This is a genomic window from Streptomyces sp. NPDC055632 (assembly GCF_053618675.1).
Window position 1 is genome coordinate 291,417 of sequence record NZ_JBSHHY010000005.1, and the last position, 15,776, is coordinate 307,192.

Annotated in this window: 13 protein-coding genes and 1 tRNA gene; 6 read left to right on the plus strand and 8 right to left on the minus strand. The window is 73.7% G+C overall.

What is annotated here, in order from left to right:
• Positions 1-105 precede the first annotated feature (105 nt).
• From ACWGSR_RS10490 to ACWGSR_RS10505, 4 genes are read right to left on the minus strand one after another with little or no spacing between them, the layout of a single operon-like run.
• A complete protein-coding gene (locus ACWGSR_RS10490) occupies positions 106-1,827 on the minus strand; it encodes an ABC transporter ATP-binding protein (protein WP_453565309.1) in 1,722 nt (573 codons plus the stop codon).
• Positions 1,824-2,939, minus strand: coding sequence for an ABC transporter ATP-binding protein (locus tag ACWGSR_RS10495; protein ID WP_453565311.1), 1,116 nt, complete (start codon positions 2,937-2,939; stop codon positions 1,824-1,826). The genes ACWGSR_RS10490 and ACWGSR_RS10495 overlap by 4 nt, the downstream gene beginning before the upstream one ends.
• A gap of 36 nt (positions 2,940-2,975) precedes the next feature.
• Positions 2,976-4,514 (minus strand): SIP domain-containing protein, encoded by a 1,539-nt coding sequence (locus tag ACWGSR_RS10500; protein ID WP_453565314.1) that lies wholly within the window; start codon positions 4,512-4,514, stop codon positions 2,976-2,978.
• Positions 4,514-5,200 carry a TetR/AcrR family transcriptional regulator gene (locus tag ACWGSR_RS10505; RefSeq protein ID WP_453565317.1) on the minus strand — a complete coding sequence of 229 codons (687 nt, stop codon included), beginning with the start codon at positions 5,198-5,200 and terminating at the stop codon, positions 4,514-4,516. Before ACWGSR_RS10505 ends, ACWGSR_RS10500 begins: the two co-directional genes overlap by 1 nt.
• A 697-nt stretch (positions 5,201-5,897) precedes the next feature.
• On the opposite strand from ACWGSR_RS10505, the gene ACWGSR_RS10510 reads away from it, so the two are divergent.
• From ACWGSR_RS10510 to ACWGSR_RS10530, 5 genes are read left to right on the plus strand one after another with little or no spacing between them, the layout of a single operon-like run.
• Positions 5,898-7,850, plus strand: coding sequence for an ATP-binding protein (locus tag ACWGSR_RS10510; RefSeq protein WP_453565319.1), 1,953 nt, complete (start codon positions 5,898-5,900; stop codon positions 7,848-7,850).
• Positions 7,851-7,857: 7 nt separating this feature from the next.
• A complete protein-coding gene (locus ACWGSR_RS10515; protein ID WP_030215496.1) occupies positions 7,858-8,292 on the plus strand; it encodes a roadblock/LC7 domain-containing protein in 435 nt (144 codons plus the stop codon).
• A 2-nt stretch (positions 8,293-8,294) separates the two neighbouring features.
• Positions 8,295-8,666 carry a DUF742 domain-containing protein gene (locus tag ACWGSR_RS10520; protein WP_366374133.1) on the plus strand — a complete coding sequence of 124 codons (372 nt, stop codon included), beginning with the start codon at positions 8,295-8,297 and terminating at the stop codon, positions 8,664-8,666.
• Positions 8,644-9,282 carry a GTP-binding protein gene (locus ACWGSR_RS10525; protein WP_376230812.1) on the plus strand — a complete coding sequence of 213 codons (639 nt, stop codon included), beginning with the start codon at positions 8,644-8,646 and terminating at the stop codon, positions 9,280-9,282. The genes ACWGSR_RS10520 and ACWGSR_RS10525 overlap by 23 nt, the downstream gene beginning before the upstream one ends.
• Entirely contained in the window at positions 9,279-9,851 is a 573-nt protein-coding gene (locus tag ACWGSR_RS10530) for a GAF domain-containing protein (protein WP_376230813.1), read from the plus strand. Before ACWGSR_RS10525 ends, ACWGSR_RS10530 begins: the two co-directional genes overlap by 4 nt.
• A 48-nt stretch (positions 9,852-9,899) precedes the next feature.
• On the opposite strand, the gene ACWGSR_RS10535 is transcribed toward ACWGSR_RS10530, so the two are convergent.
• Positions 9,900-11,108 (minus strand): acyl-CoA dehydrogenase family protein, encoded by a 1,209-nt coding sequence (locus tag ACWGSR_RS10535; RefSeq protein WP_376230814.1) that lies wholly within the window; start codon positions 11,106-11,108, stop codon positions 9,900-9,902.
• A 525-nt stretch (positions 11,109-11,633) separates the two neighbouring features.
• Between ACWGSR_RS10535 and ACWGSR_RS10540 the strand changes: the two genes are divergently transcribed.
• Positions 11,634-11,710, plus strand: a tRNA-Pro gene (locus ACWGSR_RS10540).
• A gap of 98 nt (positions 11,711-11,808) precedes the next feature.
• Here ACWGSR_RS10540 and ACWGSR_RS10545 read toward each other — a convergent pair.
• The 3 genes from ACWGSR_RS10545 to ACWGSR_RS10555 are packed head-to-tail and all read right to left on the minus strand — an operon-like array spanning position 11,809 to position 15,503.
• A complete protein-coding gene (locus ACWGSR_RS10545) occupies positions 11,809-13,908 on the minus strand; it encodes a xanthine dehydrogenase family protein molybdopterin-binding subunit (RefSeq protein ID WP_376230815.1) in 2,100 nt (699 codons plus the stop codon).
• A gap of 33 nt (positions 13,909-13,941) precedes the next feature.
• Positions 13,942-14,937 carry an FAD binding domain-containing protein gene (locus tag ACWGSR_RS10550; protein ID WP_376230816.1) on the minus strand — a complete coding sequence of 332 codons (996 nt, stop codon included), beginning with the start codon at positions 14,935-14,937 and terminating at the stop codon, positions 13,942-13,944.
• Positions 14,934-15,503: a (2Fe-2S)-binding protein gene (locus tag ACWGSR_RS10555; protein ID WP_376230817.1), complete on the minus strand. Its 570-nt coding sequence runs from the start codon at positions 15,501-15,503 to the stop codon at positions 14,934-14,936. The genes ACWGSR_RS10550 and ACWGSR_RS10555 overlap by 4 nt, the downstream gene beginning before the upstream one ends.
• Positions 15,504-15,776 lie beyond the last annotated feature (273 nt).

Consider the following 15,776-nt stretch of genomic DNA (forward strand, 5'->3'; position numbering starts at 1 on the left):
CGGTGACGCCCGGAACGCCTCCGCCGGCCGACCGGTGACGCCCGGAACGCCTCCGCCGCCGGACCGGTGACGCCCGGGAACGCCCCCGCCGGGGCGGGCCCGGCCCTACCCGCCGAGCCGCCAGCCGCCGGCCTTGTCCTGCCGGCGCCAGAAGTCGGCGAACCGGCCGCCGGCGGACAGGAGTTCGTCGACCGGGCCGTCCTCGACGACGCGGCCGTCCTCCAGGAAGAGCACCCGGTCGGCGGTGCGGATGCTGCTGAGCCGGTGGGCGACGACCACCCGGGTGCGGGGGACCGGGTCGGTGGTGAGGGCGGCCGTGACGGCGGCCTCGTTCTCGGTGTCCAGGGCGCTGGTGGCCTCGTCGATCAGGAGCACCGGTGAGGGCTTGAGGAGCGCGCGGGCGATGGAGACGCGCTGGCGCTCGCCGCCGGAGAGCGTCGTACCGGCCTCGCCGACCCGGCCGGCCCGTCCGTCGGGCAGGCGGTCGACGAGGGTGTCGACGCGGGCCAGGCGCGCGGCGCGGTCCACCGCCTCGTCGTCCGCCCCGGGGGCACCGGCCAGGACGTTCTCCCGGACGGTTCCGTCGAACAGGTACGGCTCCTGGAAGACGAAACTGACGAGCCCGCGCCGGGACCGGGCGTCCAGCGCGGCGCCGTCGACGCCGTCGAAGAGGACGCTTCCGGAGTCGGGCCGGTGCAGCCCCGCCACGAGCGCCAGGACGGTGCTCTTGCCGGAGCCCGACGGGCCGACGATCGCGGTGGTCGTGCCGGGTGCGAGCACCAGGTCGAGACCGTCGAGCACCGGCCTCCCGCCGTCGTGGCCGAAGGTGACCCCGCGCAGTTCGATCCCGGGGGCCGGGCCCGGGTCGGCCCGGTGGGTGCCGGCGCCGTCGGTGGGCGCGTCGAGGACGTCGCGGATGCGGCGGAGCGTCCCGAGGCTGGTCTCGACCCCCGGTGACAGCTCCGCGACCGTGGTGAACGGTTCGAGGTAGCGGACGACGACCACGATCAGGGCGACGGCCTCGGGCGCGGCGAGCGTGCCGTCCACGGTGAGGGCGACCGTGGTCCCCGCGAGGAGGAGCAGGGCGAGCTGCCCGGCCAGGCCGAAGACGATCTGGCCGGGCACCTGGAGGAGCAGCAGCCGTGTCGAGGCGCCGTGCTGGGAGGCGAGGGCGGCCCCGGCGTGGCTGCGGGCCGGCTCGACGCGGCGGGCCGCCCGCAGTGCCTGCTGGGTGCGGGCGAACTCCATGACGCGTTCGGTCAGCGCGCTGTTGGCCCGGGAGGCCGCCCGGTCGGCGTCGCGTCCCAGGCGCACGGAGGCCCAGAACGCGGCGAGGAGCACCGGGACGCCGGCCAGTGCCGCGAGTCCGAGCTGCCAGGAGACCGACAGGAGCGCCACGGCGATCACGACGGGCAGCAGCACTCCGCTCAGGAGAGGGGTGACGAGGTGGACGACGAGCCCGACGAGGTCGGGTCCGGTGGCGGCGACGGCCTGCCGGCCGGTCGCGGTGTTCTCGGCGGTGAACCAGGTCAGGCGGATGTCGGCCAAACGGTCCGCGACCGTGCGCTGGCCGGTGTCGAGCAGACCGAAGCCGAGGGCGAACCCGCGTCGTGCCGCCGCGGCGTCGACGGCCCAGCCCGCCACCGTGACGAGCGCCAGGGCCCCCAGCCACGGCCACGCCGTGGCGGGCTCGTCCCCGAACAGCGCGGCGACCAGGGGGATGAGGAGCACCGCGCCGACGGCGCGCAGGACGACGCCCAGCGAGGTCAGCGCCAGATGGGCGGTGATCGCCCGCCGGCCGCCGGCGGGGAGCAGGGTACGGATCATCGAGGGGCTCCCGTGCGGTCGACGCCCGCCGTCGCGGCGTCCCAGAGTTGCCGGTACCGGCCGTCGTCGGCGAGCAGCCCGGTGTGGGTGCCCGTCTGCGCGATCCGTCCGTGGTCGAGCACCACGATCCGGTCCACGCCGGTGATCGTGTGCAGGCGGTGCGCGATGACCAGGACCGTGCGCCCGGCCGTCAGCCGGTTCAGCGCCCGCTGGACCAGGTACTCGGACTCGGGGTCGGCGAAGGCCGTGGCCTCGTCGAGCACGAGCACCGGGGTGTCCGCGAGGATCGCCCGGGCGATCGTGAGCCGCTGCCGCTCCCCGCCCGAGAGGGCCGCGTCGGGGCCGAGGACCGTGTCGTAGCCGTCGGGCATCCGCATGATCCGCTCGTGGATCCGCGCCGCGCGGGCGGCGGCCAGGATCCGCTCCTCGCCGGCGCCGGGAACGGCCAGGGCTATGTTCTCCCGGACCGTGCCGTGCACGAGCTGCGTCCGCTGGAACACGAAGCCGACCCGGGAGTAGAGCTCGTCCGCGGTCATCCCGCGCACGTCCCGGCCGTCGATCCGGATCGCGCCGCCGGTGACGTCGTGGAAGCGGGCCAGGAGCGCGGCGAGCGTGGACTTGCCCGAACCGGAGGGGCCGACGAGGGCCGTCACGGTGCCCGGTTCGAGGGTGAGCGAGACGTCCTCCAGTACGGGGACGCCGGGACGGTAGGAGAAGCCGACCCGCTCGAACTCGACCCTGCCCGCCGGCGCCTCCGGCACGGCCTCCCGGCCCGCTGCCGTCTCCAACTCTGCCTCGTCGAGCGTCACTTGGATGCGGCGGGCCGCGAGCAGCCCCTCGCGCAGGCCGGAGAGCCCGTAACCGATGCCCATCAGGCGCGCGCCGAACGTCGTCCCCAGCAGCAGGAAGGGCAGCAGGGAGACCGGGTCCATGCGCCCGGTGGCGACGAGCGGGGTGCCGAGGGCGCAGACGAGCAGCAGGAACGTCGCGGGCCGGGTGGCCAGGTCGATGAAGGTCTTCTGTCCGGAGAGCGGCCGCTGCCAGTCGTCGAGGAACTCGATGTACTCGCCGAGACGGGTGCGGAAGGAGGAGGCCGCCGCGCCGCCGAACACCCGGACGACCGGCTGGCCCTCCAGATAGGCGCCCGCCTAGACGTTCATGCGCTCCGACCAGCGCATCGCCTCGGCGGTGCGGGGACCGGACCGCACCACCATGATCGTCATCGCCACGACGTACACGAGGACGGGCAGGAGCAGCGGCAGGGCGATCCGCCAGTCGACGGCGAACAGGTAGACGAGGACCGCGACCGGGGCGACCACCGCCGCGACCGCGTCGGGGACCGCGTGGGTGACGAGGTAGTGCAGCGAGAGGGTGTCGTCCTGCACGATCTGCTTGACCTGCCCCGAGCCCCGGCTGTCGAACCAGCCCAGCGGCAGCCGGGAGAGCTTGGTCAGCAGCCGCCGCCGCAGGCTCCGCGCGAACCGGGCGTCGACCCGGTGCAGCCAGAGCAGCAGCCCGGAGGACAGCAGCACCCCGGCTCCCGTCAACCCGACCGCCCAGGCCCCCAGGGCCCACAGCCGGTCCGTGTCCTTGCCCGAGGTCAGGCACGGGGCCAGCTCCACCATCATGACGAACGGGGCGAGTTGGACGAGGGTGACGAGCGCCTGGGCGACACCGGCGGCGATCAGCGTGGGACGCAGCGGACGGAGGAGCCGCCCGCCGGCCTGCGCCCGCCAGGTGCCCCGGTGCGGCTTCGGCTCGGCCGCGTGCGTGGGAGCAGTCGTGGCCGTGGCCGTGGCCGTGGCCGTGGCCGTGGCCGTGGTCGTAGTCGTAGTCGCGAGCGTGGTCTCGGTTGCGGTCCCGGTCCCGGTCCCGGCCGCGTCGGTCTCCGGGACGGTCTCCACCGGCGTCCCGGCGGTCACCGGCTCCTCGGCGGCCTTGCGCCGGTTGGAGCCGAAGGCCCGCCCGTAGTACCAGTACGCCTGCGTGTGCGTCTCGCTGCGGGGGAAGCCGAACTCGTCGCGCAGCCGTGCGCGCAGGTGCTTGAGCGAACCGGACTCCGGCGTGGCCCAGGCGTACCAGTCGGACCGGTCCCGGTCCGGGATCGCGGCGGCGAGCGACGCCTCCCCCCGGCGCGGCACCCAGTGGACGTCCGCCCGGGGGTGCCCGACGAGGGGGACGAGCCGGTCCGTCTCCCGGTGCTCCTCCAGGTAGAGCTCCACCGGGACCTCCGGGGGCAGGACCCCGAGGATGCCGTTGACCGCCGGTACGGAGGCGGCGTCACCGATCAGCAGGTACCCGGCCGGCAGGTCGGGCGGCAGGTCGAACCGCGTGGAGCCCAGCGTGGTGACCCGCACGCCCGTTCCCGGCTCCGCCCGCCGCGCCCAGGTGGACGCCGGACCGGCCGGGTGGTGGAGCACGAAGTCCACCGCGAACGCCCCGGTGGCCGGGTCCGCCTCCGTCAGCGTGTACCCGCGCTGGTGCTCGACCCCGGGATCGTCCGGGTCCGGCATCCAGAAGCGCACGTACGCCGCCGGAGCGACCACCACGTCCCGCAGCAGGGTGGGGGAGGTCATCCGGACGCGCAGGAAGTGCGGGGCGAGCAGCTCCGTCCCGGTGACCGTCGCCTCGTGGTCGCGCGCGCCGTAGGCGCGCATGATCACCCCGTTGACGCCCCGTCCGGCCATCACCGTCCCTCTCCGGCGGCACGCAGGGCCGCCCTGATCTCGTCCACGGGCCGTCCGGGGGGCGCGGCCTCCACGAAACCGCGGATCGCGGCCCCCAGCCACAGCCGGACGTATTCGTCGGGGGTGATCGTCGGCAGGGCGCGGTGCGCCTCGCTGAGGTGGGCGTCGGCCAGCAGGGCCTCCTCGGCGCCCTGCCGCTGCGCGTCGAGTTCCCCGGCCCTCTCGCGCTGGATCTCCTCGGTCGCCGCGTACCCGATGACCACCGACGCGGCGGCGGCCGAGAGCACGATGCCCGCCTCCGTGGAGTAACCGCGCCGCACCAGTGACGCGGCCGCGGCGGCGAGCAGCCGCCGGCCCCCCTCGCCCCGGGGGAACAGGGTCTGCACGTACGAGGTCAGGCCGGGGTGCCGCAGCATGAAGGCCCGCAACTGGAGCGCGGTGGACAGCAGGTGGGGTACGGGCCCGTCGGCCGGGTCGTCGTGGAGGTCGAGCTCCGCGAGCAGGCTCTCGCCCACCAGCCGATCCAGCCCCCACCGCCCGTCCACGTGGCGGTACAGGGCCGTGGACGACACCCCGAGACGCGCCGCCACGGCGTTCATGCTCAGGTCCCGCAGCCCGATCTCCCGCCCCACCCGGACGATGTCGGCCGTCTCGATCTGACGTGGCCGACCACCGGTTCGTGCCATTCTTGCCCTCCGCGCAGCGTAGTTACCCCCACTAACTAAGGTGACCCTAAGATGGCGGGAGTGCGGAAGGCAAGCGGAATGCGGTGCCCGTTCTCGCGCGTCGGGGCGCACGTGTCCGCCGCGCGGTCGAGGTCGGGGAGGGAGGGGGGCGCGTCTTCACCCACCGTGATGCGCCTCCGCCGCCGGTGCCGGTCGAACGTACGGATCCGGCCACCGTGGCAAGTGTCCGCCGGGTGGCGGAAGGCGTCCTTCACGAGCACGGGACGGATGCGCCGAAGATCGCGGGAATCGGCAGAGAACGGGCGGACCGGGTGGGTCCGCATCCCCGCCGGGGATTCCGGTCGGGAGCGATTTCCCCGAGGGGTGGAGGTGCGGGGGCGCCTCCGCGTCCTTCCGCTCCCGCCTCCCGGCGATCACTCCGCGCCGCGGGGACGAGTTCCGGCCGACTGTTCTCGGCCTGTTGTGCGAGGGGCGATACCGGGCGGGGTCGCTCTACGGGTAAGTTTGCCAACTGCGCGCCGCACATGAACGGTTGACGACTACAGTGTGTGGTCGATGATCATCGGTAGGCTCACCGCACCCCCCTCGTAGACGACCCCGTAGACGCCCGCTTTAGTCCACCCCGGTAGAACACCCAGCACGCCCCCACCACGCTCCCCGCAGTACGCCGACTCCTGGGCACGTACCAAGGACACTCATGTCTCAACTTCGCGCACCCGCCTCGCGTTCCGACCGACGCGAGGGCGGGCGGCACGGCCGGCCGGGCGCCCGCTCCGTCACCGGTAACGGCAGCACCCCCACGGCGCAGTCCCCCGCGCCGCTCCCCGCGGAAGCCCGCATCCGGCCCCAACTCCTGCGCACCTCCGTGCTCCCCGCCGTCGCGGTGGCCCTCGGCGGCGCGGCGGCGGTCCTCTTCACCATCCGCTCCACGGGAGCCAGCCCCACCCCCGGCCTCTGGGCCGCCCTCACCGGCGCGGCCGCCCTCACCGTCGCCTCCGTCGCGGCCGCCGCGCTCGGCGCCGACCGCGCCGCCAAGGCGGTCCTCGACCGCTGCAACGCCCTGCGCCGCACCAGTGCCCGCGGCCAGAGCGAACTGCGTGCGATCGTCGAACAGCTGCGCAGGGGGGAAGGGGCCCCGCCCCGCCCCGTACCGCCGGCCACGACCGCCACAGGTGACGAATTCGACCTGCTCTCGCAAGAACTGACGCGCTCTCACGAAGCCGCCGTCGCGGCCGTCGTGCAGGCGTCCCGGCTCTCCAGCAGCGTCGGGAACGAACAGAAGGTCGAGGTCTTCGTCAACCTCGCCCGGCGCCTCCAGTCCCTGGTCCACCGCGAGATCCAGCTCCTCGACGAGCTGGAGAACGAGGTCGAGGACCCGGAGCTGCTCAAGGGCCTGTTCCACGTCGACCACCTGGCCACCCGCATCCGCCGCCACGCCGAGAACCTCGCCGTGCTCGGTGGCGCCATCTCCCGCCGCCAGTGGTCGAACCCGGTCACCATGACCGAGGTGCTCCGCTCCTCCATCGCCGAGGTCGAGCAGTACCCGCGCGTGAAGCTCGTGCCCCCGATCGACGGTACGCTCCGGGGCCATGCCGTGGCCGACGTCATCCACCTCCTCGCCGAACTCGTCGAGAACGCGACGCTGTTCTCCGCGCCGCACACCACGGTGCTGCTGCGCGCCCAGTACGTCACGGCGGGCCTCGCGATCGAGGTCGAGGACCGCGGGCTCGGCATGCCCGTCGCCGAGCAGAACAAGATGAACGCCCTGCTGGCCGATCCCGACCAGGTCAACGTCTCGCACCTGCTCCAGGACGGCCGCATCGGACTCTTCGTCGTCTCGGCGCTCGCCCGGCGGCACGGCATCGCCGTCCGCCTCCAGTCCAACATCTACGGCGGCGTGCAGGCCGTGCTCGTCCTCCCGCAGGGCCTCCTCGGCGCCGACCCGGAGGGCCTCGCCCAGCACGAGCGCCAGGCCGCCGCGACCGCCGGATCCTCGGCGATCCCGCCCGGCCAGGTGCAGATGCAGCCCCAGCCCCCGGCGCAGCCCGCCGTCACGGCCCCGCAGACGGCGCCGGCCCACGCACCGGACCCCCGGCACCCGGCCCCCGTGCCGGCCCAGGTCCCGTCCCACACCGTCCCGTCCCACCCGCAGGCACCCGTGCCCGCGCTGTTCGACGGGGCGGCCGCACCGGCGTCCGCGCCCTCCCCGGAGCGGGCCCCCGCCCACCACGAGGAGGCCGTCGCCACCGGCTCGCACGCGTACCCCCGTACGACCGTGCCGACCGGCGGATACGGAGACACCGGCCACACCCCCGTGGTCACCGGCCACACCCCCGTGACCACCGGCCATACCTCCCTGGTCCCGGACCGTCCGGCCGACACCGGACACCCGGGCCCGCCGGCCTCCCTGGTCTCGCCGCTGCCCCCGGCACCCTCCGCCGAGGACAACGGCCGGCCCCTGCTCCCCAAGCGGCGCGCGCAGGAGCACCTCGTCCCGCAGCTGCGGGAGGAGCCCGTGGCCCGCAGGAACGAGGAGCACGCCCTGCACGACCCGGGTCTGATGGCCGCGTTCCAGCGCGGTATCGGCCTCGCCGAATCCCAGCCCGCCCCCCATGAGTCGCCGCGTCCCGGCGACGCGCACAAGGAGTAGATGCACCATGGCGAGCAATGCGCCGACCGGCCATTCCTCGGACCTCGACTGGCTGCTGAGCGGACTGGTCCAGCGGGTCCCGTACACCCGCAACGCCGTTCTGCTCTCCTCCGACGGCCTCGTCAAATCCGTCCACGGACTCGACCCCGACGCCGCCGACCACATGGCGGCGCTCGCCTCCGGCCTGTACTCGCTCGGCCGGAGCGCGGGTGCCCGCTTCGGCGACGGCGGCGAGGTCCGCCAGGTGGTCGTGGAGCTCGACTCCACCCTCCTGTTCGTCTCCACCGCCGGCTCCGGCACCTGCCTGGCCGTCCTCGCCGGGCGCGAGGCGGACGCCGCCGTCCTCGGCTACGAGATGGCGATGCTCGTCAAGAGCGTCCGGCCGTACCTGGTCACTCCCGCCCGGCAGGCAGCCGGCGCCCTCGGCGGCTTCGGACAGTAGTCGTGACGTCCCCTCAGGAAGGACCCTGGCTCGACGACGCGGCCGGGCGGCTGATCCGCCCGTACACCGTCAGCGGCGGCCGGACCAAGCCCACCACCGCCCTCGACCTGCTGTCGATGGTGATGGCGACCGGCTCGTCCCCCCAGGCGCACATGGGTCCCGAGCACAGCCTGGCCCTCGGGCTGTGCGACGGGCCCACCTCGGTGGCCGAGGTCGCGGCGCACTTAAGGCTGCCGGCCGTCGTCACCAAGGTCCTGCTCTCCGACCTCGTGGACTGCGGGGCGCTCACCGCCCGGGCGCCCCGGTTCCACGCCAACCCAACCGACCGTTCCTTGCTGGAGGCAGTGCTCGATGGCCTACGACAACGGCTCTGAGCGCCACGAGAGCTTCGCGGCCGACTCCTTCCCCGCCGACTCCTTCCCCACCGCGGTCAAGATCCTGGTGGCGGGCGGCTTCGGCGTGGGCAAGACGACCCTCGTGGGCGCCGTCAGCGAGATCGAACCGCTGAGCACCGAGGAGCTCCTGACCTCGGTCAGCGCGGCCACCGACAGTCTGGAGGGCGTGGAGTCGAAGACCACGACCACCGTCGCCATGGACTTCGGCCGCATCACGCTCGACAACCAGCACGTGCTGTACCTCTTCGGCACCCCGGGCCAGGAGCGCTTCTGGTTCATGTGGGACGAGCTCTCCGAGGGCGCGCTCGGAGCGGTCGTCCTCGCCGACACCCGCAGGCTCCAGGAGTGCTTCGCCGCCGTCGACTTCTTCGAGCGGCGGGGGATCCGCTTCGTCGTCGCGATCAACGAGTTCGACGGCGCCCACCGCTACGAGCCGGACGAGGTGCGGTCCGCGCTCGACCTCGACCCGGAGGTGCCGGTCGTCCTCTGCGACGCCCGGATCTCCAGCTCCGGCGTCCGCACCCTGCTGACCCTCGTCCAGTACCTGCTCACCACCATCCCGGACACCGTGCCGAGCTACGGAGCCACGCCATGACCTACGACCCGACCGGTCACCTCCTGCTGACCCCGAACGACAAGGACGCGCCGGCCCGGGTGCGACGGCTGCGCGAACTCGGCCTGGGGGAGCGGCCGGAGCCGGCGTTCGACGACTTCGCGCACCGGCTCGCCGAGATGACCGGAGCCCCGTTCTCGATGGTCAACTTCATCGACGAGAACCGGCAGTTCTTCGCGGGGCTCCACACCCCCGAGGGCACCCACTCCGGCAGCGACCTGGGTGCCGCCGCCGCGGGCGCGGGCGGCGTCGGCCGCTTCATGGCCCGCGACCACGGCTACTGCCCGCACGTCGTGGTGCGGCGCAAGGCGCTCGTCCTGGAGGACGTCTGCGACTACCCGCGCTTCGCGGGCAACCCGGTCGTGGACGAGATCGGCATCCGCTCCTACATGGGGGCGCCGCTGATCGACCGCACCGGGGTCGCGCTCGGCACCATCTGCGTGGTCGACACCGACGTGCGCCCGTGGGGCCGCGCCGGCCTGGAGACCATCAAGGCGATGGCCGCGGAGCTGGTGGAGCAGATCCACCGCCGCGAGGACGGCACGCTCTGACCGTCGGCGTCCGACGACGGGCCGGGGCCCGTCGGGGCCGATCGCGGATCAGACGGGCAGCGGCTCCGGCTCCGGCGTGCGGACCAGCTCGGACAGCCGCTCCGACCAGCTTCCCTTGTCCTGGCCGAGGGCGACCTCGGCCAGGCGCAGGAGCTGGATGTCGGAGGTGCCGGCGGGGGCGAAGATGTGGTGCGCGTCCCGGAGGTACCGCTCGATGGCCCGGTCGGTGAAGAGCCCGGCGGCGGCGTGGATCTCCATGGCGTTGCGGCCGGAGTCGATCGCCGACTCGACGTTGACGAGCTTGGCGTTCATCAGCTCGGCGTCGCAGGAGAGGCCCTGGTCGAGCAGGTGCACGGCGTGGTACGCGGCCAGCCGGGCGGTCATGAGCCGGGACTGCATCTGGCCCAGCTTCAGCTTGACCGTGGGGAGGTCGTGGAGCGGCTTTCCGTAGCGGATGCGCTCGGAGGCGAAGCGGGTGGTCTCCTCCAGGATCGCCTGGTGGATGCCGAGGGAGACGGCGGTGAGGTTGGCCCGCCCGTACAGCACGCTGGAGGAGTACGCGACGGAGAGGCCGTCGCCCTCGTCGCCGAGCCGGTTGGCGGCCGGCACCCGGCAGTTCTCGAAGATCAGCTCGCCGAAGCTGAAGCCGTGGAGCCCCATGGCCGTCTGCTGCGGACCGGTCCTGAAACCCGGTCGATCGGATTCGACCAGAAACGCGCTGAGGCCCTTCGAGCCGGGACCGGTCCTGACCACGACGCCGTGCAGATCACCCACGTGGCTGTTGCCCACGTAGACCTTGCTGCCGTTGAGGACGTAGTCGTCGCCGTCCCGGACCGCGCTGGCGCTCATGCCGAGGACGTGGCCGCCGGCGTCGGGCTCGGTGACCGCGATGGTCGGCAGGCACTCGCCGGCGGCGATCGCCGGGAGCCAGGTCTTGCGCTGCTCGTCGCTGCCGAAGTGGACGATCTTGGCGGTGCCCAGCTGGGAGGCCTGGACCATGGCGCCCATGGCGCCGCTGACCCGGGAGAGCTCCTCGATGATGATGGTCTTGGCCAGGTGGCCGGCGCCCATGCCGCCGTACTCGGGGCTGATCGTCGCGCCCAGCCAGCCCTGCTCGGCGATCAGCCGGGACAGCTCGTGGTGAACCGTCCGGGAGGCCTCCATCTCGGCTATGCGTGGCCGGACCTCACGCTCCGCGAAGTCCCGGACCGTCGCCCTGAGCTCATGATGCAGCCGACTGCTGAAGTAGCTGTTCATTACGAGTCCCTCCCGCGAAACGCCTGATCGGCATCTGTCCGATCAGGTGGTGCATCGGCAGTGGTCCCGTCCCGAACAGGCCGACCTCTTCATGGTGTTGATCTTTCTGTGATGGATCAATAACGGAACGAAGTTTGTCTGAAACAGGAGCGGTTGACGATTGAGTTCGACTATGTTTCGGGTGGACTTGGCCCCCTCGGCCCTATCCGCCCTCTCCGCCGGTGGGCATGTTTCTGCCACATGCCAGGGGCAATAAAGGTCCAGACATATGGTCGTGGGCCCCGTACCTTCCCCATATGAGCCGCTTCCGCTACAGAAGAGCGGCATTCCGCCCCCTCGCGCGAGCCCCGTCCGTGCGGCGCAAGCGCGAGAGGGCCGACGGGGAGCGTCACGGAGGGTCACCGAAGCGTCCCGGGCTCCCGCCCGCCCGGAGGCGCCGGGAAAGGGGTTCGTGACCACCCGGGAAAGTGCGGTATTGTTCTCATGCGCGTTCGGCCAGGGGAAAACCCCAGGTCAGACGGGCACCGGGACGTGGCGCAGCTTGGTAGCGCACTTGACTGGGGGTCAAGGGGTCGCAGGTTCAAATCCTGTCGTCCCGACCATGCGGAAACGCAGGTCGGAGGCCGTTCTCTCGTACAGGAGAGAACGGCCTTTCGTGCTTCCTCGGACCGGCGGTGCGTCCTCAGCCGGCGGTACGCCCTCAGGCCGACAGGTGCGGCAGCAACCGGTCCGGGGTCAGGGGCAGCTCGCGCAGGCGCACGCCGGTCGCGTGGTGGACGGCGTTGGCGATCGCCGCGGCCGTGCCGACGATGCCGATCTCCCCGATGCCCTTGCTGCCCATCGGGTTGAGGTGGGGATCGTGCTCGTCCACCCAGTGCGCCTGGATCTCCGGCACGTCGGCGCAGGCCGGCACGTGGTAGGAGGCCAGGTCGCGTTCGGTGTAGTCGCCGAAGGCGGGGTCCATGGTGCTGTGCTCGGTCAGCGCCATGCCGAGCCCCATCGTCATCCCGCCGATGAACTGGGAGCGGGCCGTGCGGGGGTTGAGGATCCGCCCCGCCGCGTAGACGCCGAGCAGTCGGCTCACCCGGACCTCGCCGGTGACGGTGTCGACGCGGACCTCCGCGAAGTGGGCGCCGAACGCGTGCCGGGCGTACGGGGACTCCTGGCCCGTCTCCTCCTCCGTGTCCGCCTCGGCCGTGACGCCCCCGGGAGGCAGCGGGCCCGAACGGCCGGCCAGCTCCTCGCGCAGGGCGGTGCAGGCCTTGTGCACGGCCCAGCCCCACGAGCCCGTGCCGGAGGAGCCGCCCGCCACGGGGGCGTCCGGCAGGGCGCTGCTGCCGAGCTCGACCCGTACGGAGTCGAGCGGGACGCCGAGGGCCTCGGCGGCGATCTGGGCCAGGACGGTACGCGCGCCCGTGCCGATGTCGGTGGCGTCGACCCGTACGGTGTACCGCCCGTCCGGCTCGGCGTGCGCCGAGGCCTTCGACGGGCTCAGGAGCACGGGGTAGGTGGCCGAGGCCACCCCCGTGCCCCACAGCAGGTCGCCGTCGCGGCGGACGCCCGGCCGGGGGTCGCGGCCCTCCCAGCCGAAGCGCCGCGCACCCTCCCGCAGGCACGCGGCGAGGCCCCGGCTGCTGAAGGGCTTGCCGCTGTCGGGCTCCGTGTCGGGCTCGTTGCGCAGCCGGAGCTCCACCGGGTCGACGCCCGCCGCTCCGGCCAGCTCGTCCATGGCCGACTCCAGGGCGTACATGCCGGACGCCTCGCCCGGGGCGCGCATCCACGACGGCGACGGCACGTCCAGGGCCACCACCCGGTGACCGGTGAAGCTGTGGGGAGAGGTGTACATGGCGCGGGCCGGGACGGCGGCCTGCTCCACGAACTCCTTCACCGTCGACGTCTGGGTGACGACCTCGTGGGAGAGGGCGCTGATCACCCCTTCCTCGGACGCGCCGATCCGCAGCCGCTGGACCGTGGGCGCGCGGTGGCCCACGACCGCCGCGAGCTCGCGGCGGGGCAGGACGAGCCGCACCGGGCGGCCGGTGTGCCGGGAGGCCATCGCCGCGAGGACGCACGGGGGCCGGGGCGTGCCCTTCGAACCGAAGCCGCCGCCGACGAAGGCGGAGACGACCGTGACCCGCTCCGGCGGCAGCTCGAAGAGGCCCGCGAGGACGTCCCGCACCGTCGACGCCCCCTGGCTGGAGTCGTACACGGTCAGGCCGTCGTCCTCCCAGTGGGCCGTGGACGCGTGGGGCTCCATCGGATGGTTGTGCAGGGCGCTCATGGAGTACGTCGCGTCGAGCCGCACCGGCGAGGCGGCGAAGGCCGCGTCGAAGTCGCCGCGCTCGCGCACGGCCGGATGGCCGCCGTTGGCCTCCTCGGGCGTGTAGAGGTCCGGGTGGTCGGCGCGCAGCAGGACGTCGTGGTCCTCGGCGGCGTAGTCGACGCCGAGGACCTCGGCGGCCTCGCGCGCGATCTCCGGGGTGTCGGCGACGACGACGGCGACGTACCAGCCGCGGTGCGGGACCCGGTCGTCCTGGAGCAGCAGGAGCGTCGGGTCGTCCGCCTCGCCCAGCCGGGGCGCGTTCTCGTGGGTGAGGACGGCGTGCACACCGGGGAGCTTCAGGACCGCGTCGGCGTGCACGGCGGTGACCCGGCCGCGGGCGACGCCGGCGGGCACGGGACAGGCGTGCAGGCACCCGGGCGGCGTCCGGTCGGCGGCGTAGCGGGCCTCGCCCGTCACCTTCTGCCGGGCGTCGCGGCGGACGGCCCCCGTCGTCGGCCGCACGAGCTGGCTGGTCATGGCGCGGTGCCTCCTGTGGTGGGCGTCGGGTGGTCAGGCCGCGTCGGCGCGGGACGCGAGGTCGTGCAGCACGCTCACGGCGAGGTTGCGGGCGAGGGGCACCTTGAAGCCGTTGTCGCGCAGCGGTTCGGCGGCGGCGAGCTCGGCGTCGGCGGCCCGCCGGTACGTCTCGGCGGTCGCCGGGGCGCCGCGCAGCACCTCCTCCGCCGCGCGGGCCCGCCACGGCTTGTGGGCGAGGCCGCCGAAGGCGAGGGCCGCGTGCCCGATCCGCCCGTCCTCGACGGTCAGGACGGCGGCCACGGAGGCGAGCGCGAAGGCGTACGAGGCGCGGTCGCGGGCCTTGCGGTAGGCGCCGCGCGCGCCGGGCGGCGGCGCGGGCAGCGTCACGCCGGTGATCAGCTCGCCGTCCTCGACGACGGTGTCCCGGTCCGGGCGGTCGCCGGGCAGCCGGTGGAACTCCGCGGCCGGCACCGTCCGCTCGCCCGCCGGACCGCGCAGCCGGACCTCCGCGTCCAGGGCGACCAGGGCGACCGCCATGTCCGACGGGTGCGTGGCGACGCAGTGGGCCGAGTGGCCGAGCACCGCGAGATCGCGGTGGACGCCCTCCCGGGCGGGACAGCCCGAGCCTGGCGCACGCTTGTTGCACGGCTTCGACGCGTCCTGGAAGTACGGGCAGCGGGTGCGCTGGAGCAGATTGCCCCCGGTGGTGGCCGCGTTCCGCAGCTGGGGGGAGGCGCCGGCCAGGAGGGCCTGCGAGAGGACGGGATAGCGGGCGCGCACGAGCGGATGGGCGGCCACGTCGCTGTTGCGCGCGGTCGCGCCGACGTGCAGTCCGCCCGTGGCGGTCTCCTCGACGGCGTCGAGCGGCAGCCCGTTGATGTCGATGAGCAGCGGCGGCCCCGCGACCCCCAGCTTCATGAGGTCCACCAGATTGGTCCCGCCCGCCAGGAACCGGGCACCGGGCTGGGCGGCGAACCGCTCGATCGCCTCCTCGGTGCGCTCCGGACGGACATAGGCGAAGGGCTTCACCGCGCGGCCTCCTCGATCGCGTCGACGATGTTCGGATAGGCGCCGCAGCGGCAGATGTTCCCGCTCATGCGCTCGCGGATCTCGTACGGGGTGAGGGACACGGGGTCGCCCGGCGGCTGCTCCGGCGGCGTCACGTACGACGGCTGTCCGTCGGCGGCCTCGTCGAGGAGGGCGACGGCCGAGCAGATCTGACCGGGGGTGCAGTAGCCGCACTGCAGGGCGTCCCGGGCGACGAACGCCTCCTGGACCGGATGGAGCCGGTCGTCGTCGGCGAGGCCCTCGACCGTGGTGACGGAGGCGCCCGCGCAGGCGACGGCGAGCAGCAGACAGGCGTTCACGCGCCGGCCGTCGAGGAGGACGGTGCAGGCCCCGCACTGCCCGTGGTCGCAGCCCTTCTTCGAACCGGTGAGGTCGAGGTGGTCGCGCAGGGCGTCCAGAAGGGTGGTGCGGTGGTCGACGGTGAGGGCGCGGTCCGTGCCGTTGACCCGCAGGGTCAGGGCGGAAACGGTCTCGGGGGCGGCCACCGGGGCCTCGCCCGCCGGTGCGGTCCGGTCCACGGATTCCACGGATCTGCCTCCTCGTCCTCGTCCTCGTCGACGGTATGCGAGGGGCGTCTGCCCCGCCTGTCGTGAGGCATGCGGGCGGTTCCGGCGGGCGGAGGGGGCGCGTCCGGAACGCGGAGGCGGCACGCCGGGAGCGCGGAGGGGGCGCGTCCGGGCTCGGACGGGGACACGTCCGGAACGCGGAGGCGGCACATCGGAAGCGCGGAGGGGCACGTCCGGAACGCGGAGGCGGCACACAGGGAACGTGAAGGCGGCGCATCCGGAGCACGGAGGTGA

What these genes read in the sequence shown, in the direction of transcription:
- ACWGSR_RS10490 (WP_453565309.1), bottom strand. Translation starts at nt 1,827, where the DNA reads ATGATCCGTACCCTGCTCCCCGCCGGCGGCCGGCGGGCGATCACCGCC.
- ACWGSR_RS10500 (WP_453565314.1), bottom strand. Translation starts at nt 4,514, where the DNA reads ATGGCCGGACGGGGCGTCAACGGGGTGATCATGCGCGCCTACGGCGCG.
- ACWGSR_RS10505 (WP_453565317.1), bottom strand. Translation starts at nt 5,200, where the DNA reads ATGGCACGAACCGGTGGTCGGCCACGTCAGATCGAGACGGCCGACATC.
- ACWGSR_RS10510 (WP_453565319.1), top strand. Translation starts at nt 5,898, where the DNA reads ATGTCTCAACTTCGCGCACCCGCCTCGCGTTCCGACCGACGCGAGGGC.
- ACWGSR_RS10515 (WP_030215496.1), top strand. Translation starts at nt 7,858, where the DNA reads ATGGCGAGCAATGCGCCGACCGGCCATTCCTCGGACCTCGACTGGCTG.
- ACWGSR_RS10525 (WP_376230812.1), top strand. Translation starts at nt 8,644, where the DNA reads ATGGCCTACGACAACGGCTCTGAGCGCCACGAGAGCTTCGCGGCCGAC.
- ACWGSR_RS10530 (WP_376230813.1), top strand. Translation starts at nt 9,279, where the DNA reads ATGACCTACGACCCGACCGGTCACCTCCTGCTGACCCCGAACGACAAG.
- ACWGSR_RS10535 (WP_376230814.1), bottom strand. Translation starts at nt 11,108, where the DNA reads ATGAACAGCTACTTCAGCAGTCGGCTGCATCATGAGCTCAGGGCGACG.
- ACWGSR_RS10545 (WP_376230815.1), bottom strand. Translation starts at nt 13,908, where the DNA reads ATGACCAGCCAGCTCGTGCGGCCGACGACGGGGGCCGTCCGCCGCGAC.